The sequence below is a fragment of the Rhodococcus sp. NPDC019647 genome (assembly GCF_044389235.1).
Classification (GTDB): domain Bacteria; phylum Actinomycetota; class Actinomycetes; order Mycobacteriales; family Mycobacteriaceae; genus Rhodococcus_F; species Rhodococcus_F oxybenzonivorans.
Map to the genome: position 1 here is coordinate 76,197 of NZ_JBIRXS010000025.1, position 24,531 is coordinate 100,727.

At 62.2% G+C, this 24,531-nt stretch carries 23 protein-coding genes and 2 pseudogenes; 11 read left to right on the top strand and 14 right to left on the bottom strand.

What is annotated here, in order from left to right; genetic code table 11:
• The first annotated feature begins 222 nt into the window (after positions 1–222).
• The 3 genes from ACH49N_RS30155 to ACH49N_RS30165 all read left to right on the top strand — a co-directional run bounded on the left by ACH49N_RS30155 (position 223) and on the right by ACH49N_RS30165 (position 4,761).
• The gene (locus ACH49N_RS30155) at positions 223–1,434 is read left to right on the top strand and encodes a CoA transferase (protein WP_358276408.1); all 1,212 of its coding nucleotides are present in this window, start codon (positions 223–225) and stop codon (positions 1,432–1,434) included.
• A 281-nt stretch (positions 1,435–1,715) separates the two neighbouring features.
• The gene (locus ACH49N_RS30160) at positions 1,716–2,891 is read left to right on the top strand and encodes an aromatic ring-hydroxylating dioxygenase subunit alpha (RefSeq protein WP_358276409.1); all 1,176 of its coding nucleotides are present in this window, start codon (positions 1,716–1,718) and stop codon (positions 2,889–2,891) included.
• Between the two features lie 58 nt (positions 2,892–2,949).
• Positions 2,950–4,761: an AMP-binding protein gene (locus ACH49N_RS30165; protein WP_358276410.1), complete on the top strand. Its 1,812-nt coding sequence runs from the start codon at positions 2,950–2,952 to the stop codon at positions 4,759–4,761.
• Positions 4,762–4,898: 137 nt separating this feature from the next.
• Here ACH49N_RS30165 and ACH49N_RS30170 read toward each other — a convergent pair.
• Positions 4,899–5,045 (bottom strand): annotated as a pseudogene (locus ACH49N_RS30170) (transposase); the annotation flags it as partial.
• A 166-nt stretch (positions 5,046–5,211) separates the two neighbouring features.
• Here ACH49N_RS30170 and ACH49N_RS30175 point away from each other — a divergent pair.
• The 6 genes from ACH49N_RS30175 to ACH49N_RS30200 all read left to right on the top strand — a co-directional run bounded on the left by ACH49N_RS30175 (position 5,212) and on the right by ACH49N_RS30200 (position 10,409).
• Positions 5,212–6,249 (top strand): LLM class F420-dependent oxidoreductase, encoded by a 1,038-nt coding sequence (locus ACH49N_RS30175; RefSeq protein ID WP_358276411.1) that lies wholly within the window; start codon positions 5,212–5,214, stop codon positions 6,247–6,249.
• 209 nt (positions 6,250–6,458) lie between these two features.
• Complete coding sequence (locus ACH49N_RS30180) at positions 6,459–6,890, top strand: OB-fold domain-containing protein (RefSeq protein WP_358276412.1); 432 nt, start codon at positions 6,459–6,461, stop codon at positions 6,888–6,890.
• The gene (locus tag ACH49N_RS30185) at positions 6,887–8,071 is read left to right on the top strand and encodes a thiolase C-terminal domain-containing protein (RefSeq protein WP_358276413.1); all 1,185 of its coding nucleotides are present in this window, start codon (positions 6,887–6,889) and stop codon (positions 8,069–8,071) included. Before ACH49N_RS30180 ends, ACH49N_RS30185 begins: the two co-directional genes overlap by 4 nt.
• A 164-nt stretch (positions 8,072–8,235) precedes the next feature.
• A complete protein-coding gene (locus ACH49N_RS30190) occupies positions 8,236–8,565 on the top strand; it encodes a hypothetical protein (RefSeq protein WP_358276414.1) in 330 nt (109 codons plus the stop codon).
• A 134-nt stretch (positions 8,566–8,699) separates the two neighbouring features.
• Positions 8,700–9,476: an SDR family NAD(P)-dependent oxidoreductase gene (locus tag ACH49N_RS30195; RefSeq protein ID WP_358276415.1), complete on the top strand. Its 777-nt coding sequence runs from the start codon at positions 8,700–8,702 to the stop codon at positions 9,474–9,476.
• Between the two features lie 603 nt (positions 9,477–10,079).
• A complete protein-coding gene (locus ACH49N_RS30200; RefSeq protein WP_358276447.1) occupies positions 10,080–10,409 on the top strand; it encodes a hypothetical protein in 330 nt (109 codons plus the stop codon).
• Positions 10,410–10,439: 30 nt separating this feature from the next.
• Here the strand turns inward: ACH49N_RS30200 and ACH49N_RS30205 are convergent.
• From ACH49N_RS30205 to gnd, 5 genes and pseudogenes are all read right to left on the bottom strand, one after another.
• Positions 10,440–10,674, bottom strand: a pseudogene (locus ACH49N_RS30205) (hypothetical protein); the annotation flags it as partial.
• Between the two features lie 142 nt (positions 10,675–10,816).
• Positions 10,817–11,188, bottom strand: a complete 372-nt coding sequence (locus ACH49N_RS30210) for a WhiB family transcriptional regulator (protein WP_358276416.1) — start codon at positions 11,186–11,188, stop codon at positions 10,817–10,819.
• Entirely contained in the window at positions 11,176–12,834 is a 1,659-nt protein-coding gene (gene pgi, locus ACH49N_RS30215) for a glucose-6-phosphate isomerase (protein WP_358276417.1), read from the bottom strand. Before pgi ends, ACH49N_RS30210 begins: the two co-directional genes overlap by 13 nt.
• Positions 12,831–13,835 carry a glucose-6-phosphate dehydrogenase (coenzyme-F420) gene (gene fgd / locus ACH49N_RS30220; RefSeq protein ID WP_358276418.1) on the bottom strand — a complete coding sequence of 335 codons (1,005 nt, stop codon included), beginning with the start codon at positions 13,833–13,835 and terminating at the stop codon, positions 12,831–12,833. The genes pgi and fgd overlap by 4 nt, the downstream gene beginning before the upstream one ends.
• The gene (gnd, locus tag ACH49N_RS30225) at positions 13,832–14,728 is read right to left on the bottom strand and encodes a phosphogluconate dehydrogenase (NAD(+)-dependent, decarboxylating) (protein WP_358276419.1); all 897 of its coding nucleotides are present in this window, start codon (positions 14,726–14,728) and stop codon (positions 13,832–13,834) included. Before gnd ends, fgd begins: the two co-directional genes overlap by 4 nt.
• A gap of 187 nt (positions 14,729–14,915) precedes the next feature.
• Between gnd and ACH49N_RS30230 the strand changes: the two genes are divergently transcribed.
• Together ACH49N_RS30230 and ACH49N_RS30235 are read left to right on the top strand one after the other, a co-directional pair.
• Positions 14,916–15,683 (top strand): DeoR/GlpR family DNA-binding transcription regulator, encoded by a 768-nt coding sequence (locus ACH49N_RS30230; protein WP_358276420.1) that lies wholly within the window; start codon positions 14,916–14,918, stop codon positions 15,681–15,683.
• Between the two features lie 83 nt (positions 15,684–15,766).
• Positions 15,767–16,015 carry a transposase gene (locus ACH49N_RS30235; RefSeq protein WP_358276421.1) on the top strand — a complete coding sequence of 83 codons (249 nt, stop codon included), beginning with the start codon at positions 15,767–15,769 and terminating at the stop codon, positions 16,013–16,015.
• A 10-nt stretch (positions 16,016–16,025) separates the two neighbouring features.
• Here the strand turns inward: ACH49N_RS30235 and ACH49N_RS30240 are convergent, their stop codons facing one another.
• From ACH49N_RS30240 to ACH49N_RS30275, 8 genes are read right to left on the bottom strand one after another with little or no spacing between them, the layout of a single operon-like run.
• Entirely contained in the window at positions 16,026–16,973 is a 948-nt protein-coding gene (locus tag ACH49N_RS30240; protein ID WP_358276422.1) for a TIGR03619 family F420-dependent LLM class oxidoreductase, read from the bottom strand.
• 54 nt (positions 16,974–17,027) lie between these two features.
• The gene (locus ACH49N_RS30245) at positions 17,028–18,161 is read right to left on the bottom strand and encodes an acyl-CoA dehydrogenase family protein (protein ID WP_358276423.1); all 1,134 of its coding nucleotides are present in this window, start codon (positions 18,159–18,161) and stop codon (positions 17,028–17,030) included.
• On the bottom strand, positions 18,158–19,651 hold the full coding sequence (locus tag ACH49N_RS30250) for a long-chain fatty acid--CoA ligase (RefSeq protein ID WP_358276424.1): 1,494 nt from the start codon (positions 19,649–19,651) through the stop codon (positions 18,158–18,160). The genes ACH49N_RS30245 and ACH49N_RS30250 overlap by 4 nt, the downstream gene beginning before the upstream one ends.
• 11 nt (positions 19,652–19,662) lie before the next feature.
• The gene (locus ACH49N_RS30255; RefSeq protein ID WP_358276425.1) at positions 19,663–19,965 is read right to left on the bottom strand and encodes a hypothetical protein; all 303 of its coding nucleotides are present in this window, start codon (positions 19,963–19,965) and stop codon (positions 19,663–19,665) included.
• A gap of 38 nt (positions 19,966–20,003) precedes the next feature.
• Entirely contained in the window at positions 20,004–21,092 is a 1,089-nt protein-coding gene (locus ACH49N_RS30260) for a phosphotransferase family protein (RefSeq protein WP_358276426.1), read from the bottom strand.
• Positions 21,089–22,381, bottom strand: a complete 1,293-nt coding sequence (locus ACH49N_RS30265) for an acyl-CoA dehydrogenase family protein (protein ID WP_358276427.1) — start codon at positions 22,379–22,381, stop codon at positions 21,089–21,091. The genes ACH49N_RS30260 and ACH49N_RS30265 overlap by 4 nt, the downstream gene beginning before the upstream one ends.
• Positions 22,382–22,428: 47 nt before the next feature.
• Complete coding sequence (locus tag ACH49N_RS30270; RefSeq protein WP_358276428.1) at positions 22,429–23,571, bottom strand: thiolase family protein; 1,143 nt, start codon at positions 23,569–23,571, stop codon at positions 22,429–22,431.
• The gene (locus ACH49N_RS30275) at positions 23,568–24,014 is read right to left on the bottom strand and encodes an OB-fold domain-containing protein (RefSeq protein WP_358276429.1); all 447 of its coding nucleotides are present in this window, start codon (positions 24,012–24,014) and stop codon (positions 23,568–23,570) included. Before ACH49N_RS30275 ends, ACH49N_RS30270 begins: the two co-directional genes overlap by 4 nt.
• Positions 24,015–24,531: the final 517 nt, after the last annotated feature.

Below are 24,531 nucleotides of genomic sequence, written 5' to 3' on the forward strand. Positions count from 1 at the left end.
CTGGACGACGACGCCGCGTCCTCCAATCGCGTCCATCAATTGCCTCACAATTCTTCTGTGTCGGATGGGTCCGACTCCACTTCGGCGGGGCGCCCTCGACAGCACAGTCGCAATGTCACGCGCAATGACCTGTACTGCGGCACTGTGCGCACAGTAAGCCCACCACATCGGCGAAAATCCTGAAATGCACACAGACACTTTATCTTTAAAGAAAGGCGCGGCATGAGTGGATACTCGTTGCTCGAAGGCATGCGGATCCTGGAGGTTGCGCAACTGGCACCATCTTCGGTCGGCGGACACCTCGCCGACCTGGGAGCGGAGGTTATCAAGATCGAATCCGGGCCGTTGGGTGACCCGGTACGCGTCGGCGGCAGCCAAGCGATCGGAGACGAGGACGGACCGTCGTTCATGCACCTACGGTGGAATCGGGGAAAGAAGAGCGTCGACCTCGACCTGCGTTCCGACGAGGGCAAGCACACCTTCCTCGCCCTTGCGCGGACGTGCGACGCGGTGGTCGAGGGTATGCGGGCCGGATACCTGGACTGGCTCGGCGTCGGATACGACCGACTGAGGAACGCGAATCCGGCGATCGTGTTCTGCACGGTCTCGGGTATGGGATCCGACGGGCCCTACAGCCACCTCGGCACCGGCGGGCCGGTGTTCGACGCGTATGCCGGATTGCGCGAGGTCCACACTCCGGAGGAGCCGCCGACCGAAGGAATGGCAGGGTCGACAAGTCCGTCCATCGCCATGTACGCCCTCGGTGCGTACGGGGCGATGGGGCTGCTCGCGGCGGTCCACCGCGCCCGACGGACCGGACAGGGCTGCAAACTCGAAATCGCGGGTATCGACGTCGCTGCGGCATGGATGCCCGACCTGGTGGACGCCGAACTGAACAAAGACCGCTCCATCCCGCGGCCCACGTGGTTGCCGGACGGGCGGCTGCCCGACTGGCCGCGACTCGAGGCATACCGGACCAAAGACGGGGAGGCGATGCTGTTCGGCTCTCACGTGAACAAGTTCTGGCGCAATTTCTCTGTGGCCGTTGGCCGCCCGGATCTGCTGGAGATCGACCTGGACAGCACCGACCCGCAGGCGCCGGCCCGCGCCGCTCGGGCCTATCGGGAACTGCGGGACATCTTCGTGCAGCGGACCCGCGACGAATGGGTTGCGCTATTCCTCAAGCACGAAATCGCAGGGGGCCCTGTCAACACCGTGGCGGACATGATCTCCGATCCCCACTTCACGGCACGGGACAATACCTACCGAGTTGACTACGAAGGCGTCGGGGAACTCGAGTTCGTCAAGAGCCCGATACGCGTCGAGGGTGAACCGTTCGCTCCGTCGCTGCCGCCGAAGGTGGGTGCGGACACCGAATGTGTACTCCGAATCAGTTTGCAGGACACCGCAATCCGCACTCCATCCGGCTCTTGACCGGCCGTAGTTGTTGTGGTCGGCTCGTGAATATTCGAGGGACAGGATCGTTGTGTTCGATATCTATAAAATGTTAGATTTATGTGCTGGCGGCTGCCGTTCAGTTCGAATCGAGAAATAAGAACGACTCTCTGAATAATACCGCCGCTACCTACGGTGCCCGGCCTGAACTCGACGCCTTCCGCGACGCGCTGGGCTCATGGAGAGCGCTGCGAGAGCCTCGTAATCCGGCCGCGTCTTCTGCTCTTCGTTCGACACTCACTACGGAAATGGAGTAAGACATGACTATCAATGACGAAGTACTCGATGAACTGGTCGAGCATATCCGCAATGACACGACCGATCTCGCGGACAGTGAGTTGAGGGTCCCGATTTCGCACTACATCAGCGACTCACGGGCAGCGCAGGAACGCGCGGTACTCCGGACCAAACCGCTCGTCGTGGCCCACCATTCTGACCTTCCGGAGCCGGGAAGCTTCATCACCCGAGACGTCTTGGGGACCCCGCTCATCATCGTGCGGCACAGCGACGGAACCGTCGGTGCCAACGTCAACATCTGCAAGCACCGAGGTGGCACGGTCGAGTCGCAGGCATCGGGCAAGAGGAGGGCGTTCACCTGCCGCTATCACGGATGGACCTACGATCGCGACGGGACGCTCAAGCACATTCCGTACGGCGAGTTCTTCGAGCCAATCGATCGCAAGTGCCACGGATTGGACCGGATTATTGCAGAGGAACGGCACGGCCTCATCTGGGTCACCCTCGAAGGTCACCCAACAGAATCTGTCGAGCAGTATCTGGGACCGGTGGTCGAATCCCGGCTCGATCTGTTCAATTGGGATAATTCCGTGGTTCTCATCGATGAGCAATTCACGCTCGACATCAACTGGAAGCTGATCGTTGATGGTGCGGTGGATGCACTGCATCCCAAGTTTCTGCATCCGTTGACTGTGGGAAAGATGGCGTCAACGAATACGAGCGTGTGGCGCGACTACGGACTTCACGGGGAATTCTTTGCTCCTCGAATGCGCCTCGAGAAGGCCGTCAAGTCCGGCGAGGGGTCCGTGTCGGACTTCAACCGCAACGCAGGAGCGGGCTTGTTCCTTTTTCCGAACACCCTCGCGTTTCGCACACCCGACCACATCGAACTCTGGACAGTGTGGCCTGCAACAGATTCCGCGTCGTCATCCACCACGCACATCCGCTTTCTGGCGGATCCGGATACTCTCGACGATCGAATTCGTAGTCGAATCAATCACAGTTGGGATATCCTGCGAGCAGCTGCCCAGGACGACGACTGGCCGATGGAGGCCTCTATCCAGCGCAACGCTGCCGCTGCACCAGCCGGCGAATTCCTTTACGGAAAAAATGAAAAATCGTGCCAACATATTCACCTTCGGTTGGACCAGGAAATTGCGTCAGTTATGGCGACGAACGACAGCCTGAAGTCCGAGTGAACAGGTTCTGCTGATAACCCTGTCAATGAATTAAGAGAGTGTCGATACCATGTCTGCTGTGTCTGACCGCGAAAAGGAATGTACCGCCGTTGGGGAGCCCCTCGAAGCCCTGACGCTGGCCGCCGCATTCCAGCGCACCGTCGCGAAGTATCCCTCGAAGATTGCCCTCCGTACCATCGGCGGGGAAGTCGAGCTCACCTGGAGTCACCTCGATCAGGAGGTGCGGTCGGTGGCTGCCGGCCTGGCCGCTCTCGGCGTCAGCAAAGGTGATCGTGTCGCCATGATGCTTCGAAATACAATCGAGAATCACGTAGTCGATTGTGCAGTATGTGTTCTCGGTGCTGCACCCTTCGGAATATTCAACAGCTCGTCGATTGAACAGATCGCTTATCAGGTTGCGCATGCCGAAGCAAAAGTAATCGTCACCGAACGTCGGTTTCTGGACAAGGTTCGGCAGGCCGCGAAATCCGACGGTTCCCTGGTCGAGCACATAGTGGTCGTCGACGGAGGCCACGATGAACTAACCCTCCACGACGTGAAAATGTCCGGAGACCCCGCGTTCGACGTTGATGCGGTCTGGAGAAGCATTGATCCCGAGGATGTTGCGTGCGTCATCTTCACTTCTGGAACCACCGGACCGCCGAAGGCAGCGCAGTGGTCGCATCGGATGATCATGTCAGGACTTCGTGCCACTCACCAGGCCATTCCGATTCCTGAGAAGGCAATCATCTCGTACCTTCCTCTGGCGTCCGCAGCCGGACGTATCAATGGCCTACATTACGCGGTGGTCAATGGCGCAACGATGACCGTCTGCCCAGAGAATGCCGATCTTCCGAAGGCGCTGATCGATGCGCATCCCGACATGTTCACGTCGACCCCGCGCTGGTTCGAAAAATTGCAGGTCGCCATCGAGCAGCTGATCGCCGCCGAACCCGTGGGTACCCGCGAACGCTTGAACAATGCCCTGAAATCGGGTATCGCGTTCTCGAAGTCGGGAGAATCCGGCGTGACAAGCGCAGAAATCGATGGCTCGCAATCGAATGCTTCTTCGGCTGCCGATGCCGATCTCTTCAAGCCGATCCTTCATCGCCTTGGACTTGACGAGTTGAAGGTCGTCATCATCGGCGGCGCATCGGTTGCTCCCGAGATGCTGCATTTCTTTCGCGCGGTCGGCATACCGTTGCTCGAAGCGTATGGTGCGACGGAGGTTTCGATCTGCGTCTACAACCGTGTTCACGATTTCAAGACAGGGACTGCGGGCAAGCCACTACCCGGTGTCGAACTCAGTCTCGAGGACGACGGGGAGATTCTGATTCGCGGTGACCTCAATATGTCCGGATATCTCAAGGACCCCGACAGGACTCGCGAAGTTCTGGATGACGACGGCTGGATCCGTACCGGTGACATCGGGGTCTTGGATACGGACGGGTTCCTCACGATTGTCGACCGCAAGAAGGACATCATCATCAACTCGCACGGCAAGAATATGTCACCGGCGGTGATCGAGTCCGCGATAGTTGGCGAAAGTTCGCTGATCGCGCAGCTGGTCGTGGTCGGTGAAGCACGGCGGTACGTGACCGCACTTGTGACGGTGGACCGGCAGTCGCTTGCACAGTTCGTGTCGGAAAACCCCGAGCTGTCGTCGCTGGAGACAGAAGACATCCTCAGATCTGATCTGCTCCGGCAGGAGATTCAGCGCGCTGTCGACCGAGGAAACGCCAGGCTGAACAGCAACGAACAGATCAAGAAATTCATTTTGCTGCCAGAGGTATGGGAGTTCGACAGCGCCGAGGTCACGCCCACCGGGAAATTGAGGCGCCGAGCGATTACGACCAAGTATGCCGACGCGATCGAATCGCTTTACGAATAGGTGTGGCCTTCATGTTCGAGAGTCGGCATGAGCTGGCAACGAATGTTCTTGAGTCCAGTGTGCCGATCTGAAGCGTCTTCGGATCGAAGTCGCTTCCCGATCTGAAACGCATCGATCGCGCGGGTGTGGTTGCTGTAGTGCAGCAGTGACCTGATCCGGTCATGAAGTGGGTTGCGGAAGCCGAGGGCGTGTCGACGCAGCGCTTCGAGTCGGCCGCTGATCACCTCGGTGACTCCGTTGTGGGCCCGGTAGTCGAAGTAGGCCAACACATCGGCTCGGAGCGGGTGCACGGTGCGGCCGAGCTGGGCGCGGCCATGGAGGACGCCGGTGCGCGCTGAGACGGTAAGTGTTCGGTGGGTTACGTATCGGTGAACCATGAAGGTGGGATTCACGTTGTTGTGCGCCAGAACATTGTGACGCGTTGAGTGAGCGAAAGGCAAGAACAGAAGCATGAAGATCGGAATCGCTGCCGGATACTGGGGGGCGGGGCCTCCCGCAGGGGCCGAACGCCTAATCGCTGAGATCGAATCGTGCGGAGTCGACAGTTTCTGGACTGCCGAGGCGTACGGATCCGACGCGCTGACCCCGCTTGCCTGGTGGGGTTCGCAGACTTCCACCGTCCAACTCGGGACGTCTGTCTGTCAGATGGCGGCACGTACTCCGACGGCGCTTGCGATGGCCGCGCAGACGATCGATCACCTCAGTGGCGGTCGTATGATTGTCGGGATCGGCGCGTCGGGGCCTCAGGTGGTCGAGGGGTGGTACGGGCAACCGTATCCTCGTCCCCTCGAGCGCACGCGGGAGTACGTCGAGATCATGCGGGCCGTGTGGGCGCGAGAAGAACCGGTCACCTTCAAGGGACGGCATTATCAGCTTCCCTTCGAGGGGGGTACGGGACTCGGGAAACCGTTGAAGTCGATTGTGCACCCGCTGCGTCGAGACATCCCGATCTACATGGGCGCGGAGGGGCCGAAGAACGTGGCTCTGGCGGCCGAAATCGCGGATGGTTGGATCCCGCTCTGGTTCTCACCGAAAACCGACGATTTCTACCGAGCGGCGCTCACCGAGGGCTTCTCGCGAGAGAACGCTCGGCACGATGCGTCGACGTTCGAGGCGGCGTGCATGTGTCCACTGGCCGAAGACGACGACGTAGACAAGGCGGCAGCCAGGATCAAACCGCTGGTTGCCCTCTACGCCGGCGGGATGGGAGCCAAAGATGCGAACTTCCATACCGATGTATTTGTTCGGATGGGCTGGGCGGACGTATGCGAGGAAGTTCAGAAACTGTACCTGAGTGGTCGACCAGATCTCGCGGCCCAAGCGGTGCCGACCGAGATGGTGGAAGACGTGGCATTGATCGGGCCCGCCGACAAGATCGCCGAAGATATTGAACATCGTTGGAAACAAACATGTTTGACGACTCTCATACTCACCAGTATGCCTCGGGCGGATACGCGTGCCCGTATCTTCGAGGCGATACAGGCATGAGCTTCGATCCACGAATCCGTGCTCGTGGTTATCGAGCAGGTAAAAGCTCCAGGACGTAAGGCATCGAGTGCAGAGCGACACGACGACACTGCACTCGAAGAAGGGAATCTCATGACTATCGACGACATTCGGCCGATCCGGGAAACGCGGGCACATAAACGGACGGCTGTAACAGTGAAGAATTTTCTGGTCGAGGGAGGGCAGACGACATGACGGCTGAGCCGTGGGGCCCGGCGGCGGACGGACTTGATCTGCCTTACTGGGAAGGACTGACCGAGGGGGAACTACGGTTACAACGCTGTAAGAGCTGCGCTGCGTGGATCTGGGGTCCGCAATGGATCTGCGGCTCATGCCATACCTTCGACCCTGGATGGGAGAGCGTCGAACCAGTTGGCACGGTCTACAGTTGGGCCCGTAGTTGGTACCCGTTCGTCACCGAATTCGCCGACCGACTCCCGTACGTCACCGTGCTCGTCGAGCTTCCGCACGCCGGGAACCGGCGAGTCCTGGGCATTCTCACCGGGGACGAGACTGATCAAATTCGCATCGGCGATCCAGTCGTCGGGCATGTCGAGCACGACGAGGGTGCCACCTGGCCGCTGCTGCGGTGGCGTCGTTCGACGGAAGGATCATTGGCATGAGCACAATCGCAATGCGTGGGGCCGCCGCGGTCGTCGGCGTCTCGGAACATCACTACCGGCGCGGTGGCGCGCCGGCCGGGGAAATGCGCATGACCCTGGAGGCGATCGTCTCGGCCTGCGCCGATGCCGGGATCTCGCCCCGAGAGCTCGACGGGTTCGTCTCCTACGCAGGCGGTGGATACGACGGCGCCATGATCGGTGGTGCCCTCATGATCGACGAGGTGCGGTGGTCGAACATGATGTGGGGCGGCGGTGGAGGTCCGGTCGCTGCTGCCGTCAATAACGCCGCTGTAGCCATCGCCACAGGCCAAGCCGAGTGCGTTGTCGTCTACCGGGCAATGGCCCAGTCCGACACCGGGCGCCTCGGCTACGCCAAATACTTCTTCGGTTCCCACTTCCTGGCACACGGTGTCGGATCCCCGGCGCAAGTCTGCGCCCTGCGCACACAACGACTGCTCGAGCACGACGGCGTCCCCCGGGAGGCTCTGCGCTCACTGGTCCTCGCAGCCTATCGGCACGCCCAGAACAACCCGACCGCGCAGGGGTACGGTAAGCCACTCGATGAGCAGACCTACGAGTCCTCACGGTTCATCACCGAACCGTTCCATCTCTACGATTGCTCCCGGGAGAGCGACGGCGCGGTCGCTTTGGTACTCGTCTCGGCCGAGCGAGCAAAGACCATCCGCCCCGATGCCGCATACGTGCTGGCCGGAGCCCAGGGCGCACCCGGCGGATACACGTCGATAATCGACAACGACGAGCAGTACTCGACCGCCGGATTCTCCGGTTCCGCCGGGCGCCCCGGAGTTGCCGACCGTCTGTGGACGGCTGCCGGACTCGGCCCGAACGACGTCGACGTGGTCCAGGTGTACGAGAACTTCAGCGGCCCCGCAGTGGCGGCGCTCATCGATCACGGACTGGTTCCCCCCGGCCCCGCGGCAGGTGAGGTCCTCACTGTCGAGAACCTGACTGCCGGGACGGGGAAGCTGCCGGTGAACACGAGCGGCGGGAACATCGCCGACTCCTTCGTCAACGGCATGGGACTCGCAGTCGAGGCGGTGCGGCAGATACGTGGAACATCGACAAACCCCGTTGCGAACGCCAAGACGTCTTTGTTCATCGGTGGGCCGGTGGCGCCGGTGGTCAGCTCTGTGCTGTTCGCCCACCAGGACGTGCTCTGACCGCTTTTGAACGACCCACGATAGTGCTCGCGACGCGTTCTCCAGCGAAGTTCAGGCGAACGCTTGAACTCGCTCCACCGAATCGATGATTGATGTCCAAACACACAGTTCATGTAATGAGAAGACACCGCTGGTCTAGCACTCTTGCGCCCTTCGAAAGCTCGATGATCGAGTACTCCAGCCGTTGGCTGCCATACGGGGGACCACCACCTGAAGATATCTTCGTGGAATTCGGTCTCACGCCAGGGCAATTCGCACACCGGGTCTTCGAAGCTCTCGATGGTTATCCCACGCTGGAATTGCCGGAAGGGCAGAAGCGTGAGCTGCGAGAAAACCTCGCCTCCATTCTCGACGCCTCCTGCCGACCGCAGGGTGGTGCCGAGGAGACGATCGATTCACAATCAATGTGCGTTCGCCGGGATCGGCCCGGGAGCGTAGCAGGAGCCAGAAAATATGCGTCCGGGCGTGGAACGCGCAGCAAGATCCTGCCGTGAGTTGATTGCCCCAAGTAATCCTGGCACCGCAAACAGCCTGACGGTCAGGGTGTACGGATACCGAAGGTGTCTGATTGCCGGCTGTCGTCGGTCAAATCCGGCGACCGAAACTATAGATGGAAAAGGAACAAGGCATGTCTGAATATGGGCTCCCGAATTTTTCGACGGATTTGTCCGGCAATGTTGCTTTGGTGACCGGTGCGACGTCGGGCCTCGGCAAGCGCTTCGCACGCGTAATCGCGAATGCGGGGGCTGCGGTCGCGATCGCCGGACGGCGTGAGGAACGACTGAAGGAGCTCCAAAAGGAGATCGAGGCTGCGGGTGGCACATGCGTTTCGATTGTTGTCGATGTCGCGGATACCCAGAACCTCGTGTCGGCGGTCGAGCAGGCGGAGTCTGCGTTGGGTACCGTGACGATGCTTGTGAACAGCGCAGGAATCCCGGATGCTCAACGCGCACACCGTATGTCACTCGACTTGATCAACTCGGTCATCGACGTCAACGTCCGAGCTCCGTTCGTGCTTTCGACGGAGGTCGCCAAGCGTCTTATTGCTGCAGAGAAGCCAGGCCGGATCGTGAACATCTCGTCGATCGGCGCCTACCAATACGCCGGTTCCGGGGCTGCTTTGTACTCCACGACAAAGGCCGCTGTCAGTCGGATGACCGAAACGCTTGCGGTCGAATGGGTGAAGAACAACATCAATGTCAATGCGATCGCTCCCGGGGCGTTCGACACCGAAATGATGGCCGGTATGATTGCGCGTGTCGGCGACATCGCGTCCTCACTTCCGCGGAAGCGGTTGGGGCACGTGGCACAGTTGGACAGTACCCTGCTCTACTTGCTGTCTCCCTCGTCCGACTTCGTTACGGGGACGATCATTAAAGTCGACGACGGCCAGCAACCGCGTTAACGGTAGTTTGTTGACTTTTGCGCAGGTCAGCGGCACGCCAGGGGTAGTGCTCGTACGGTACCCGGGGGTGTGTGATGACCCGACATCGGCCCTGCCCGGCGGCGCCCGGCCCGCTCGAGGAGTACACGGCCCGGTTCGGCGACATGTTCACCGGCTGGCGCAGCGCCGGGGATTCCGGGAGTACCTGGCCGGGCCGCTCGCGCCGCGGGATCGGACAAGACGTTGTCCGCGCTGGCCGGGGCCGAGCCGGTCACCGGAGCGTGGCACCCGGCGGTGCAGCGGCTGGGAATTCTCCCTCTCCGAATTCCATTGGGACGCCGACCGAATCAGTGCTCGACGGCTGGAGTTGCTGCACGCCGAATCCCGCGACCGCACCGCACACCGCCGGAGTACCGGCTTCGGATCCGATTCCCGATACAATCGGACCGCACGTACGCGCAGTTCCAGTGGATACTTCCTCGTTCCCACGGTGACGTCTTTTCTCGGTTCTTATGATCAAACCTGGTTTGGAAGTGTTCGGCAGGTGGCGGGTGGCCATACGCGAGACCCCCTTGCCCGCCACTCTGATTGATGGCACCATCCAGCCTCTTCGACCCTCGCTCCGTGCGTGCCCTCGAAGTCGCCCGCGAGGGGTGGACGATCCGTGACATCCTCGCCCACGGCGTCATCGACTACCACCCCACCCCCGTCGGTACTGCGTCCGTCAGCGCGAACCACATGCAGGAATGGTTCGACGCGGGTGCCTGCGACGGGTCCTGGGTCTCCATCGACATCAACGAGGACGGCATCGACACCTTCGTCGACGAGGTCGTCCCTCTGTTGCAGGAACGCGGGCTCTACCACGACGACTACGAAGGAACCACCCTCCGGGACCACCTCGGGGCACCCGCGCAATACGGAATAGATTCTCGGATCACCATGACGGCAGACTGAAATGCCCATACCGAAACCATCATGCAACCGGAACCCCTTGCGCGAATACGTGACAGCCTTGGGTCTGCCCGCCGCCAAGCAACCCGGCGTCCCGGACCTTCGCCGCCAATGAACACAGATCGGCCAGGTCGTCGCCGCGGGCCTGCAGCCGGACCGTCGCCTCGTCCACGTTCAAGGTGGCACCGTCGCGGGCGCGGCGCAGCACCCGCCGCATCTCGGACGAAGCCGCGAGGTATGGGGCCGTTGAGCCTTTTTCAGTCCTCACATGTCCTGTCTACGGCTTTGCGTTCCGAACGAGGAACCAAACGGATCACCCGCCTCGCTGGCATTTAGATCGAGAGTGCGTATCGCCAGCGAGCACCTGAACCCCGACTTCCCGCATACCGTGCAGAGGGCAACTCGCGTCGCTATTGGATTGTATTGTGCGCTCGCCCAGAAGATGATCGCAACGTCCGGCCGCGGTCGTCACTCCCCGGACTAGAATCTGGTGCTCTCCCCACGTCCCGCATCCTTTGGAGCGTCCTGCGCTCTTCCTCGGTGTAGCCGCCCCAGATACCGTGGCGTTCGTAGGCTTCGAGTGCGTAGTTGAGGCACCTCGCGCGCACGGGGCATCGTAGGCAGATACGTTTGGCTGCACGTATCCGACTCGCGCGTGGTTCGCCTCGTTCGTTGTCGGGATGGAAGAACACCGTGGGATCGGCGTCCCGGCACGCGGCGGACAGTTGCCAATCCCAGGACTCTGCGCTCGGCGACGGAAGCCGTACCGCTAATGCAGGCAAATGTGTTGTCCTCTCGCCCGTTGGTAGGCGCGTATCAACCCTGCGGTGGAGCTATCCCCGTCATAAGCTGCGCCGTCTGTGTCCCAGAGGGCAGGGCCCAGTTCCAGAGCCGATGTCTTGCCGAGTTCGACTCCCCACTGGTCGAACGAGTCGATGCCCCATACGATTCCTTGTACGAATACTTGGTGTTCGTACAAGGCGATCAGCTGCCCAAGGGTCGACGGTGTGAGCTTCGTGCCAAGGATCGTGGTCGACGGCCGGTTTCCGGGCATCACCTTGTGCGGTACGAGCTCGGGCGGTGTCCCGTCTGCGACGACCTCGGTAGCGGTTTTTCCGAATGCCAGAACCTTGGATTGGGCGAGCATGTTCGCCGTCAGCACACCGTGCATCGATCCCGCGCCATCAAGAGTGGGGAGATCATCCGTAGGTTGCGCGAACCCCAGGAAGTCCGCGGGAATCAATCGGGTTCCCTGGTGCAGTAGTTGGTGGAATGCGTGCTGACCGTTGGTGCCGGGTTCACCCCAGAAGATCTCGCCGGTCGCCGCACCAACGGGAGTCCCGTCCGCCCGGACCGACTTGCCGTTCGATTCCATCGTCAGCTGCTGCAGATACGCCGGGAACCGTGCGAGATCGTGCGCATACGGCAACACCGCACGAGAATCGGCGCCGAAGAAACTCGCGTACCACACTCCCAGCAGACCCAAAAGCACCGGTGCGTTCGACTCGAGCGGAGCCGTGCGGAAGTGCTCGTCGATCTGGTGGAAGCCACCCAGGAACTCGATGAAACGATCCCGCCCGATTGCTGCCATTACCGCGAGCCCGACGGCCGACCCCACCGAGTAGCGTCCTCCGACCCAGTCCCAGAATCCGAAGGTGTTCGCCGGGTCGATGCCGAAGGCGGCCACCCGTTCTGCGTTGGTGGAGACGGCGACAAAGTGCTGCGGGACCGCATCGTCGCCGAGAGTCTCGGTGACCCATCTGCGGGCCGCTGCCGCGTTGGTCATGGTCTCCAAGGTGGAGAACGTCTTGGAAACAACGATGAACAGTGTGCTGGCGGGGTCGAGGTCGGACAGCGTCGACAGCAGGTCCGACGGGTCGACATTCGACACGAACCGCACCTCGGGTCCGTCTACGTAGTGGCGCAGGGCGTGGTAGACCATCGCAGGGCCAAGGTCGGAGCCGCCTATGCCGATGTTCACCACAGTCCGGATGGGTTTCCCGGTGGCGCCGTGCCAGTCACCGGACCGGAGCCGATCGGTGAACGCACCCATCCGGTCCAAGACTACGTGGACGTCGCCGATGACATCCTGCCCGTCCACCGTCAGGGTGGCATCGCGGCGCTCTCGCAGCGCTGTATGCAAGACCGCACGGTCTTCGGACACGTTGATGTGGGCACCGGAAAGCATCGCGTCCCGCTGTTCCTCCACGCCGGCTGCTCGGGCGAGGTCGAGAAGAAGACCGAGGGTTTCACGTGTGATCCGGTGCTTGCTGTAATCCACATACAAGTCGCCGGCTGTGACGGTCAGATCGGTGCCGCGGCCCGGATCGGTGTCGAACAGCTCCCGCAGATGCAGCGCGGCGACGACCTGCTGGTGATCGGCGAGCTTCGTCCACACCGGGGTTTCGGTGACGTCGGCGCGGCTCATGTCAGTGCCCGCAGCCGGGGCGCCAGATCCCGCTCGAAGAGTTCCAGGAACCGCTTCTGATCGTGGCCGGGAGCATGGAATACCAGGTGGTTCAACCCCGCATCGAGATACGGGCGGATCTGCGCCACCGCCTCATCCGGATCCGACGCCACGATCCACCGCTTCGCCACCTGCTCGATCGGCAACGCATCCGCCGCCTCCTCCATCTCGATCGGATCATCGATGCTGTGCTTCTGCTCCGGCGTCAACGACAACGGCGCCCAGAACCGCGTGTTCTCCAACGCCAACTCCGGATCCGTGTCATACGAAATCTTGATCTCGATCATCTTGTCGATCTCCGCCACATCACGGTTCGCCTTCGCCGCCCCCTCCGCGACCGCAGGCATCAACTTCTCCGTGTACAACTCCATGCCCTTACCGGACGTGCAGATGAACCCGTCACCGCTCCGACCGGCATACCGGGCCACCACCGGACCACCGGCCGCGATGTACACCGGAATCCCACCCTCGGGCACGTCGTAGATCGATGCTCCGGCCGTCTTGTAGTAGTTGCCTTCGAAATTCACTCGTTGTCCCAGCCACAGCTCACGCATCAAGGCGACGGCCTCCCGCAGCCGCGCGAACCGCTCCTTGAACTCCGGCCACTGACCCGCGAAACCCGTCGCGATCTCGTTCAGCGCCTCACCGGTACCCACCCCGAGCATGATCCGCCCCGGGTACAGACACCCCATCGTCGCGAACGCCTGCGCCACCACCGCCGGGTTGTACCGGAACGTCGGCGTCATCACCGACGTCCCCAACTGCAACCGCTCCGTCCGCTCCCCGACCGCCGTCATCCACGCCAACGAGAACGGCGCATGACCACCCTCGTGCCGCCACGGCTGAAAATGATCCGACACCGTCGCCGAATCCATACCGTGTGCCTCCGCCAGAACACCCAGCTCCACCAACTCCCGCGGACCGAACTGCTCCGCAGACGCCTTGTAACCCAACTTCATCATGACTGCACCGCCTCCAAGGTCCGGACCTGATGTCCACCGAATTGCTGCCGCAGAGCCGAAACCGCCTTCATGGCAGGCGAGTCCGGCTGTCGGGAGGAGAAACGCGCGAACAAGGCGGCCGAGATCACCGGAACCGGCACCGCGTGCGCGATGGCCTCCTCGACGGTCCACCGGCCCTCCCCCGAATCTTCCGTGTATCCGGATATCGAGCTCAAACCCGGGTCCTCCCGAAGCGCAGCCACCAAGAGTTCGAGCAGCCAGGAGCGCACCACGGTACCCTTCTGCCACGCCCTCATCACAGCGCCGGGGACGGTGATTCGAGGTTCGGCGGCCAGCAGTTCGTAGCCCTCCGCGTACGCCTGCATCAACCCGTACTCGATACCGTTGTGCACCATCTTCGCGTAATGACCGGCACCGACCGGACCGGCATGCACGAAACCCTCGTCCCGGTTTCCGGAGGGTCTGAGTGCATCAAAGATCGGCATCGCCCGCGCCACATCCACCTCCGCGCCGCCCACCATCAGGCCGTAGCCCTCGTCCAGGCCCCACACACCCCCCGACACCCCGCAGTCCACATACCCGATTCCACTCTCCCGAAGAACATCTGAGTGCAACTCGTCGTCGGAGAAGCGGGAGTTGCCGCCGTCGATCACGAGATCACCTTCCCCCAACAGCCCGCCCAGCTCAACGAGCACCGAGCAGGTCGGCTCGCCCGCCGGAACCATCACCCACACCACCCGCGGGCTAGCGAGACGAGCCACCAACTCATCAAGTGACGCAACATCCCGGATCGACGGATCGGCATCGAATCCGATGACCTCATGACCCGCGGCGCGAACACGCTCCCGCATGTTCGCGCCCATCCGCCCCAGACCTACCAAACCCAACTGCATCGGGAAGCTCCTCGATATTGCTCATACGACCGGCGCGGGACACACACTCACCCACTCACTCACTACTGCACGAATTCGCGCATCGGATGCCCGCAATCATGCCGTTCAGCCGGATGAACTGTCAATATTCGCGCACCAAACGCTAGAATCGTGGTGCCCACGCATGCCGATCGCCCAGGAGAGTTTCGTGTCAGCATCCGAAAGACGAGGTCAGATACTCCAACGCCTCCAGGTCGACGGCTACGTCGAGGCCAAAGTTCTCTCGCTCGAACTCGGAGTGGACACGTCCACGATCCGGCGCGACCTCGACACCCTGGTTCGCGCCGGCCAAGCCGAACGAACTCACGGAGGGGCCCGTCCCACAACCGGCGCGTCGTCCGAGATCCCCTACGCGGTGAAGGAAACCGAACGCAGAAAAGAAAAAGTTGCGATCGCGCGGCATGCCGCACAGAAGGTGACCGATGGCCAAACCATCATTCTCGACAGCGGGTCGACCACATACCAAGTCGCTCTCGAGCTTCGCCACAAACCCGACCTGACGATCATCACCAACGACCTCCGGATCGGGAAATATATGGCCACCATCCCCGGCATCCGACTACTTGTCACAGGTGGCGAGCTCCTCGGATCCGTCTTCACCCTCGTCGGTGAACGCGCCGTGGACTTTCTATCCGACTACTCCGCCGACTGGGCCTTCCTCGGAGCAGACGCCATCGACCCCATCGCTGGCATCACCAACACCAACACCCTCGAAGTCCCACTCAAACGAGCCATCATCTCCGCTGCCGCACACACCGCCGTCGTCACCGACAGTTCCAAATTCGGGCAGCGAGCCCTCGCCAAAGTCGCAGCGATCAACGAGATCGACATCATCCTCACCGACACCGGACTCCCGAGCGATCAGGCCGAATGGTTCGGCGACAACGTCGCCCGAGCGAGTGTCACTGGCGACTGAACCACGCGGCTAGCTGTACTTCCTGGGGACGTTGTGAACGCCGACGCGGTCGTTAAGGGACTGCCCTGAGTTGCTGCGCAGCGGTGACGAACACCTCGAGCGCGGCACGGTTGCACGCTGCGTCAGCTGTTCACGTCGAACGCCTGCCGGCTTATGCTCCTGAGCTCAATCCCATCGAACAGGTCTGGGGCAACATGAAATCCACCGAACTTGCCAACCAGTGTCCCGATACCCTTGACGAGGTCCGTGTGGCGACCGAGTCCGGGCCGACCCGGATCGGCTCGAGCTACGACCTGTGTCACAGCTTCCTCGACCACACCGGACTTTCTTAATGACCAGTTCTCACTCAATTACCGAAACATCTTTAAGGTCCGTGCGTGAGGCGTACTCGTGATTTACCCCGCGGCAATGCGATCTGCCGACCGCACCGAGTTCGTCGGCCGCTTTCGCCAGATTAGCGCGCCGCTCTTCGACGGTGGCGCCCTTCCAGATCGTGTCCGCCCACACGACCAGGTTGGTCATGCCGTGATCGTGGTACCGCTGTAGCTCGGATGCGCTCGTCGCGTCGACACGAACGAAGCAATCGAACTTATTCGTTTTGCCGTACCTTTCACGACACCGTGCTATCTCGGTGACCAGTTCCAGCGATCCCTCGAACGACGGGGTGCCTGACGTGAACCATCCGTCTCCCAGCCTCGCGGCGCGGTCGAGCGCCTTGGGTCCGTTTCCTCCCAGGATGACGGGGATGTCCACCTGCCGCGGATGCACCTGTACGGAGCCGATGTCGAAGTGCTTGCCATTGTGAACGAACGGTTCGCCGGACCACGCCGCTCTGAGCACCTCGATGCACTCCTCTGTTCGCGACATCCTCGTCGTGTACGGCACTTCGAGAGCAGTGAATTCTTCCTCCAACCATCCTGCACCGACGCCGAGTAATACTCGGCCCGCGCTCAGTTCCTGGACGGTGATGGTGGTGCGCGCAGTGAGCAAGGGATGGCGCAGTGGGGCCAGGTACACGGCGGTGCCCAGTCGGATACGCGTCGTCGACGCCGCGATCGCCGCATGCACCACCCAAGGGTCGATCAATTCGGTTTCCGTGGTCACGATTGGGCCGGCATGATGCCTGTGTGCCTGCGTCCCGTCGGTCGGGTGATCACTGCCATACCCGGTCGGATGGAGAATATGTTCACCGAGCCATAACGCATCGAATCCCAGTTGGTCCGCTGATATCGCCAACTCCAGCACTTCGCGACCGTTCATGCCGAACGCGCACAATCCAAGCGAGGTCACTGGCATTCCTTTCGTGCTCCGCATGAGGCATCTGGGTGTTCGTCCCTCATGCTTTTAGCTCAGTGCGAGTTCGAAAAGGCGCTCGGCGTGATGCTGCGGCGTGCCCAGCAACCCCTGACTGCTCAGCGCCCGCCGATAATAGAAATGGGCAGGGTGCTCCCAGGTGAATCCGATACCGCCGTGGACCTGAATACACTCGCCCGCAGCGAGAACTGCTGCGGGCGCGCATGCCATCGCCACCATTGCGGCCGCGCGCGACAGCTCGGCGGCGCTGCCCTTCGCGGCCGCCCAGATACCGTGCTCGACTGCAGACTCGGCGCTCTGCACGGCGACAGCGACCTCTGCGAGCTTATGTTTGATTGCTTGGAAAGAACCAATAGGCCTACCGAACTGTCTGCGTTCACGTGCGTACTCGACAGCCATATTCAGAACGAACTTCGCCTGTCCCAGCTGTTCGCATCCGATCGCCAGCAACGCGAGATCGCGGGCATGGGCCATCAACTGTCCGGCGTCGCCCACCACACCGACCACCTCTGCAGGGGCGTCGTCGGCCGTGATCACGGCCAGCGGGCGCGTGGGATCGAGTGTATGCATGGAGTCCCGTCGCAGGTGTTTGCCTTCGACGGCGAAGAGGGTGCATCCGGCAGCGTCCCGGACCGGTATCAGAATGAGGTCCGCTGTTGCGCCGTCGATCACGAAGTCGCTTGTTCCCGACAGCGTGTGCCCGTGGGGCGTCTGGTGTGCAGCGAACGGAGCGGACTGCTCGGCGTATGCGTGGTCACCGATGAGGACCGGATCAAAGAGCACGGTGGCGGTGGCCTCTCCCGCGGCAAGCCGGGGAACCCACTTGTCCGAGACAGCACACCCTGGTGCCCCAAGAAGAACTTCGGTGGCAACGAAGGTACTCAGGTAGGGCACAGTCGCTAACGCCGCTCCGAGTTCTTCCAGGATCACAGCGGACTCCGCGACGGTAGCCCCAATCCCGCCCAGAGCCTCGGGAACGGCCAGGGCGGGCGCAGCGAATTCTCCACTGAGGGCCGACCACAACTCGGTGTCGGCGCCACCCGCCGACGCCGCCTCGGCCCGTCCCAGAAGATTTTCGGGTGGATTGATTTTGTGGACCATCGCGATGACCGATTCGCGAAGCATGATCCGATCTTCGGTGGCCTCGGAGTGTTCGAGGATCATGCCTTCGCACCTTCGAGCAGTGCGGCCAGCTCGGTTCGAACCTCACGGCGCAACAGCTTGCCGAGCTCGTTGTAGGGCAGCTCGTCGCGGTAGTGAATTTGAGTGGGGACACGAGTCGAGCGCAGAGTCACGCGGACCAATTCCTGCAGCTCCTCCATCTCGGCCGCTGCGCCGGCAGCGAGCACCACCACAGCTTCGACTCGCTCACCCCACTCCGCGTCCGGCACACCGACAACGGCGACGTCGGCCACGGCCTCATGGCTACGCAAACAGTCCTCGATCTCCGCCGGCGCGATGTTCTCACCCCCGCGCACGATCACATCGTCAGGGCGTCCGTGCAGAAAGAGGTATCCGTCGGCGTCGAGGTGCCCATGATCGCGGGTGGGGTACCAACCGCCCTCCCCCACTGCAGAATGCGAAAGGTACTCACCCGAGACCTGTTCGCCGCGCACCCAGACTTCGCCCACCGCACCGGACGGTAACGCTGATCCATCATCGGAGCGCACTTCGAGTTCGATCGACGGGATCGGCCGGCCTACGGACCCCAGACGTGCGCGAACTGACGGATCGGTGCTGGCCGCGGCGATCCGGTGGTCTTCGGGTCCCAGGACCGCGATAGTTGAGCTGGTTTCGGTGAGTCCGTAGGCGTTGACCAGATCTACTCCGGGGAGCAGTGCGAGCGCGCGCTCGACCGTCTCGATGGGCATCCGGCCACCGCCGTATGACAGATGGCGGAGCGCGTCGAGTCTCTGACCGCGGCGTTCGAGCACATCGAGGATCCGGTTCAGCATCGTCGGGACCACCATGGCGTGCGTGATGGCCTCTTCCGCTGCGAGGTTCACCCAGGATTCCGGGTCGAACGCGGGAAGCTGGACGATACGACGTCCGGAATACACCGATGTGAGCGCTGAACTCACCGAGGCGATGTGGTAGGGCGGGACCGACACGAGAATGGCTTCCTCGGGACCGGCATTGAAGAATTCCACTGTACTGACCACGTATGGCACAAGATTGGTGCTTCGCAGAACCGCAGCTTTCGGATCGCCACTGGTACCGCTCGTAAACAGCAGCACCGCTGGTGAGTGCTCGTTGCGTGCCACGACTGCGTCGTCTGCTGCGGTGTCCGGTGTAGACAGATCGAGCACGTTGACGCTGCTGGACTCGACTCGGGCGGTGAAGTCGGCGCCGGCAACCACCGCGACCGGCGCGAGCCGTTCGAGCGCGCGGCGGACCTGCTGATCGGTCCAGCGGTAGTTGATGGGCGCGAACGGCACACCTGCGTAGCTGCATCCGAACAGCAGCGCCACGCATGTCGGCGAGTTCAGGTCGAGGTACGCCAACGCCTGCGCGTCGAGTCTGCTGATCTGGGAGCCGTAGCGACGGCTCAGTTCGAGTAGTTCGCGGTAGGTCAGCCCGTCGCGTCGGGTACCGACAGCAATGCGGTCACCGTCCGCGTCGGCGGCCATTTCCAACAGCATCGAAATATTCATGGTCGTACCAATCAGTCCGAGGAGGGAAGGGCCTTGGGCACGGACAACTCGAGGGTCCGGTCACCGGCCGATACGGAGCCGGCACCCGGCTTGACGCAGAGGACTTCCACACCGGACTCCGTGTCGATGTACCTTTTTCCCATCACGGTGCCCGCATCGAAGCCGGCCTTCGGGACGCCGACCGCTTGTGTCGACTCGTCCGCTGCCAGCATCGGTACACCACCGCAGCACAAGGTGACGTCTCCGCTGCCGGCGCGAATGACCATGACTTCGGTGCTGCAGACCGCGCTGCGCATTTTGGCACCAGTTTTCATTACCTACTCCTCAGTGATGTACATCGCGAAATTCGATATCAGGTCAGCAACCCGAGGGCGCGACGGGCGAGCGGCGGAATCAGTGCGCCTCGCTGCCCCATCCGGGCATCGGCGGTCTGACCGCGAACGAAGCGGGCGTAAAGCTGTTGGAGAATGACCGCCGTCTTCCAGCATCCGAGGGCCTCGTACCAAGTGATGTCCGACAGATCGAGACTGCTGCTGCTGGCGTATCGGTCGATCACAGCGGCACGGGGCGGCAGCCCGAGTCCGTGCATTCCCGGAACCGCGATGAAGGCCGCATCCGAGTCGGGATCGAGTGTGCGGTCCGGCCAATAGTTCAGCAACGTACCCAGATCCGACAGTGTGTCGCCGGTGGTCGCCATGTCCCAATCGAAAACCGCCGTGACGCGGTCCGGGTCGCCGGGCCGGAATTGGCAGTTGTCGATTTTGTAGTCGTTGTGCACGATTCCACTGCGCTGGCTTCGCGGCTGACCCTTCACGAGCCGGACGGCGACCTCCCGCATGACGGCCGTGGTCTCCGGCGAGTCGACCTCCGGTTCCACCGCTGCCCAGCGTTTTTGCCAACCGCGGAGTTGCCGTTCGAGATAGCCGTCGGGGCGGCCCAGGTCGGACAGTCCTGCCTTGTCCGGATCCACCGCGTGCAAGTCGGCGAGGGCATCGATTACTGCCAGCCCGATACGTGCGCCGGCGTCGTCGAAGCCGGACATCGAGTCAGGTACCCGGTCCCAGACGACGACGCCCTCGCGGTACTCGTTGACGAAGAACTCCGCGCCGATGACCGACTCGTCGGCGCAATGCAGGAGAGCGCGCGGCGCGCGGGGAAACTCGGTGTGCAGCTGTGAGAGCACCTTGTACTCGCGAGCCATGTCGTGGGCACCTGCGGCGATCGTCCCGAAGGGTGGTCGGCGAACCACCAATTGCCGCTCACCGAACGTGACCTGATACGTCAGGTTCGCTGAGCCGCGGGGGAACTGAAGAACCGAGAAGTCACCCTCGAGGTCCGGTAAATGCTTGCGCAGATAGTGCTCGAGTCTGTCCCAGTCGAGCATCTCGCCGGCACGAACCGGTGCGAGCTCAGCCTGATCGTTGTTGATTTCGGTGCTCATGGCAGTCTCGCCAGTCCTAGATGTGGATACTTTTCCTGAGCCGCCGCCTCCAGGGCAGGAAGGTGACGGGTCGGGAACAGTCCCGGGGCCGGGGTTGCAGTGCGCAGCAGTTGCTTTGCCACGGTCTGCAGGTGCAACTCGGTGGCGCCGTCGGCGAGCCCCATGTGGTAGCTCTCCAGGATCCAGCGCCCGAACGGCAACTCCGTCGAAATGCCCAGTGATCCGTGGATCTGGGCGGCGCGTGAGGTCACGTCGAGAAGAACCCTGGGCATTGCGGCCTTGACCGCCGAAATGTCGACCAGGACCCTCTTGTAGTCGTTGTACTTGTCGATCTTCCACGCGGTCTGCAGCACCAGAAGCCGGAATTGCTGCAACTGAATCCACGACTCGGCGATCATTGCCTGCACCATTTGCAGGTCCGCCAGCCGTTGGCCGCGTGTATGGCGGGACACCGCTCGCTCGAGCATCATGTCCAACGACGCCTTCACCAGGCCCACGGTCCGCATCGCGTGGTGGATACGGCCTCCTCCGAGGCGGGTCTGCGCCACCTCGAAGCCCTGGCCCTCGTCCCCGAGGCGGTTACCGACCGGAATCCGCACGTCCGTGTACCGCATGTAGGCGTGAGTGGCCTCGTGGTCCTCGTGGCCGGACACACCGACGTTGCGGACGATCTCCACACCCGGGGTGTCGATCGGGACGAGGAACATCGATGCTCGCTTGTGAGGGGCGGCTTCCGGGTCGGTGACCGCCATGACGATGAGGAAGGTCGCGAATCGGGCGTGCGAAGAGAACCACTTCTCTCCGTTGATGATGTACTCGTCGCCGTCTCGTACCGCACGAGTGATGAATCCCGTCGGGTCGGAGCCACCGGCGGGCTCGGTCATCGAGTAGGCGGACATGATGGCACCGTCGATCAGCGGCTCCATGTAGCGCTTCTTGAGATCGGCGCTGCCGAAGTGCGCCAGCACCTCGGCGTTACCTGAGTCCGGCGCCTGGCAGCCGAAGACCACCGGACCGCTGTGGGTTCGCCCGAGGATTTCGTTGAGAAGGGCAAGCTTGAGCTGTCCGTAGCCTCGGCCGCCGAGATCGGGTGTGAGATGGCAGGCCCACAGGTTCCGCTCACGTACGTGCTGCTGCAGCGGGCGGATGAGCTGGTTACGCTTTGGATCCGTCACGTCCCAGGCGTGCTCGATCAGCCGGTCGAGGGGTTCGACCTCGGTGCGCACGAAGTCCTCTACCCACTCCAACTGCGCCTGGAATTCGGGATCGGTTTCGAAGTCCCAGCTCATCGCATGCTCCTAGAAATATTTAGTGACAGAGAGAATTTCGTAGTGGACTAGCGGGACAACACGGTGCACGCGCTGATGCCCGGCGCTCCGTAGACGTGGCTGAAGGCCAGCTTCGGATCACCCGGCACCTGCCGGGCGCCGGCAGCGCCGCGCAACTGCACCACGTTCTCGTACACCTGCCGAAGCCCGGTCGCGCCGATCGGCTCACCGTTGGCGATGCACCCGCCGTCGGTATTGATCGGGATCCGCCCACCGATGGCGGTCTCACCCGCAGCGATCAGCGCCTGCTGCTCTCCGTGCTTGCAGAGTCCGGTCTCGGCCATATGCATGATTTCGGCACCCGATTCGGTGTCCTGGATCTGCGCGACGCCGATATCGGCCGGGTCCACGCCGGCAGCCTCGAACGCCGCTCGCGCCGCTGTCACCGTGGGGCCGTCCGCGCGTTCGGGTGAGACCCACGGACTGAACACCTCGAACGAGCCGAACTGACGTGAACGCAGCTCGGCGGCCTCGAGGAATACCGGGGTATCGGTGTACTTCTTCGCCTGGTCAGCACGCGCAAGGATCAGCGCTACGGCCCCCTCTGCCGGGGAGCAGAACATGAACTGTGTCAACGGGTGACTGACCATCGTCGACGACAAGACCTGTTCCTCGGTCATCGGAGTCCGGCGCCACGCATGAGGAGCCAAGGCCCCGTTACCGAACGCCTTCACCGCGACCTGTGCGAGAGTGTGCTCACCGATACCGTGTTCGGCCATGTACCGCTGAATCTTCATCGCGAAGAACTGAGTGGTCACCATCATCCCAGTCTCGCCGTACCACTGCCCCAGCCCATTCGCCTTGGGATCGGCGTTGAAGGCACCCTTGGGATGCTTGTCGAACCCGATAGCGATCCCCAGGTCGTGCTTGCCCGACGCGATCGTGTTTACCGCCGACGTCAACGCGCTGCCGCCCGTCGCGCAACCATTGGAGACGTTGATGAACGGCAGGCCGGTCAGCCCGAGTTCGGAGACGAGGGTGTCGGCGTTTCCGGCGGAATCGCTACCTCCGTAGGCGAATTGAATATCGGACCATTCGACACCCGCATCCTCGAGCGCCTGCCGCGCGGCGTAGACGGCCTGGGCACGGCCGCTCACACCCTCGGTTCGCCCGAAACGGTGAATCCCTACTCCGACGATCGCGACCTTCATTTCGTCTCCTCATCGCTGCCGGGGCCGAACGCGTAGGTCAGGACCTCACAGCCGTCGGCGTCACGGTGGTTGACCATCGTGGTCAATATCATCGAATCGCCGATCTCGAGCTGGTCCGGGTCATTGATCGTCAACCGGGCCTCCACGATGACCGGACCCAGGTCGACATATCCGACACCGAACGGGACGAAGTCATCCGGACCGAGGAACGGGTGTTTCGGCCGGAACGACTGCACGGTGTACGACCACAACGTTCCGGCCGACGGAAGCGAGACGCTGACCATCGAATCGCCGCTGCATCGCGGACACGAATCCTGCACCGGAAAGGTGACGGTCCCACAATCACCGCACCGCCCGCCGAGTAGAGCCACACCCTGACCATCGATCCGAAGCACATCGCTATCGATCGATCTAGCCGGCAACGATGCCTGCGTCGGCGTCATTCTCGAACTCCTGACTCGTCTGTTCCGAGGCTCCCGCCGAAGAACCGCATGTGCTCGACAGCAGTCACGACGTACCTCCGGTTTTTTCGCTCGGTCGCGGTCGGGTACCTCACCGACCAGACATGTGCCTCACGTCACTCGCGATTCATCGAGCATATTCATCATGAGGAAATAAAGCAATAGTACTTTCCGCGGCCAGTTGAAAAGGAAGTGATTCCGCGGCCGACCGACCGACATGGACCGGTATTGCCTATAGATGTGCCTGAACTCCATGGACTCTGCGGAAGATCGCTCATTCCATCAGCGGCGTTCCGGCCTGAGTAGGCCATCGGAAATCCCGAATGCCTTCACTGCGGCGAGGTGGCATGCGCGGTGGTTGAGCAGTATCGGTCTGCCTATTACTCAACGAATCCGAAACTTAACGCCCGGGGCGGGTCCGTGTGGCAACTACAGTTGCCAGTCGCGAACCCACCTTGCTGGTAGCGTGAAGACGCGCCCCGAGCTCCCTTTCGTGCGG

Coding starts and splice junctions, on each gene's coding strand:
- ACH49N_RS30155 (WP_358276408.1), top strand. CDS start 223: ATGAGTGGATACTCGTTGCTCGAAGGCATGCGGATCCTGGAGGTTGCG.
- ACH49N_RS30160 (WP_358276409.1), top strand. CDS start 1,716: ATGACTATCAATGACGAAGTACTCGATGAACTGGTCGAGCATATCCGC.
- ACH49N_RS30175 (WP_358276411.1), top strand. CDS start 5,212: ATGAAGATCGGAATCGCTGCCGGATACTGGGGGGCGGGGCCTCCCGCA.
- ACH49N_RS30180 (WP_358276412.1), top strand. CDS start 6,459: ATGACGGCTGAGCCGTGGGGCCCGGCGGCGGACGGACTTGATCTGCCT.
- ACH49N_RS30185 (WP_358276413.1), top strand. CDS start 6,887: ATGAGCACAATCGCAATGCGTGGGGCCGCCGCGGTCGTCGGCGTCTCG.
- ACH49N_RS30190 (WP_358276414.1), top strand. CDS start 8,236: ATGATCGAGTACTCCAGCCGTTGGCTGCCATACGGGGGACCACCACCT.
- ACH49N_RS30195 (WP_358276415.1), top strand. CDS start 8,700: ATGTCTGAATATGGGCTCCCGAATTTTTCGACGGATTTGTCCGGCAAT.
- pgi (WP_358276417.1), bottom strand. CDS start 12,834: ATGAGCCGCGCCGACGTCACCGAAACCCCGGTGTGGACGAAGCTCGCC.
- fgd (WP_358276418.1), bottom strand. CDS start 13,835: ATGATGAAGTTGGGTTACAAGGCGTCTGCGGAGCAGTTCGGTCCGCGG.
- gnd (WP_358276419.1), bottom strand. CDS start 14,728: ATGCAGTTGGGTTTGGTAGGTCTGGGGCGGATGGGCGCGAACATGCGG.
- ACH49N_RS30245 (WP_358276423.1), bottom strand. CDS start 18,161: ATGATCCTCGAACACTCCGAGGCCACCGAAGATCGGATCATGCTTCGC.
- ACH49N_RS30250 (WP_358276424.1), bottom strand. CDS start 19,651: ATGAATATTTCGATGCTGTTGGAAATGGCCGCCGACGCGGACGGTGAC.
- ACH49N_RS30255 (WP_358276425.1), bottom strand. CDS start 19,965: ATGAAAACTGGTGCCAAAATGCGCAGCGCGGTCTGCAGCACCGAAGTC.
- ACH49N_RS30260 (WP_358276426.1), bottom strand. CDS start 21,092: ATGAGCACCGAAATCAACAACGATCAGGCTGAGCTCGCACCGGTTCGT.
- ACH49N_RS30265 (WP_358276427.1), bottom strand. CDS start 22,381: ATGAGCTGGGACTTCGAAACCGATCCCGAATTCCAGGCGCAGTTGGAG.
- ACH49N_RS30270 (WP_358276428.1), bottom strand. CDS start 23,571: ATGAAGGTCGCGATCGTCGGAGTAGGGATTCACCGTTTCGGGCGAACC.
- ACH49N_RS30275 (WP_358276429.1), bottom strand. CDS start 24,014: ATGACGCCGACGCAGGCATCGTTGCCGGCTAGATCGATCGATAGCGAT.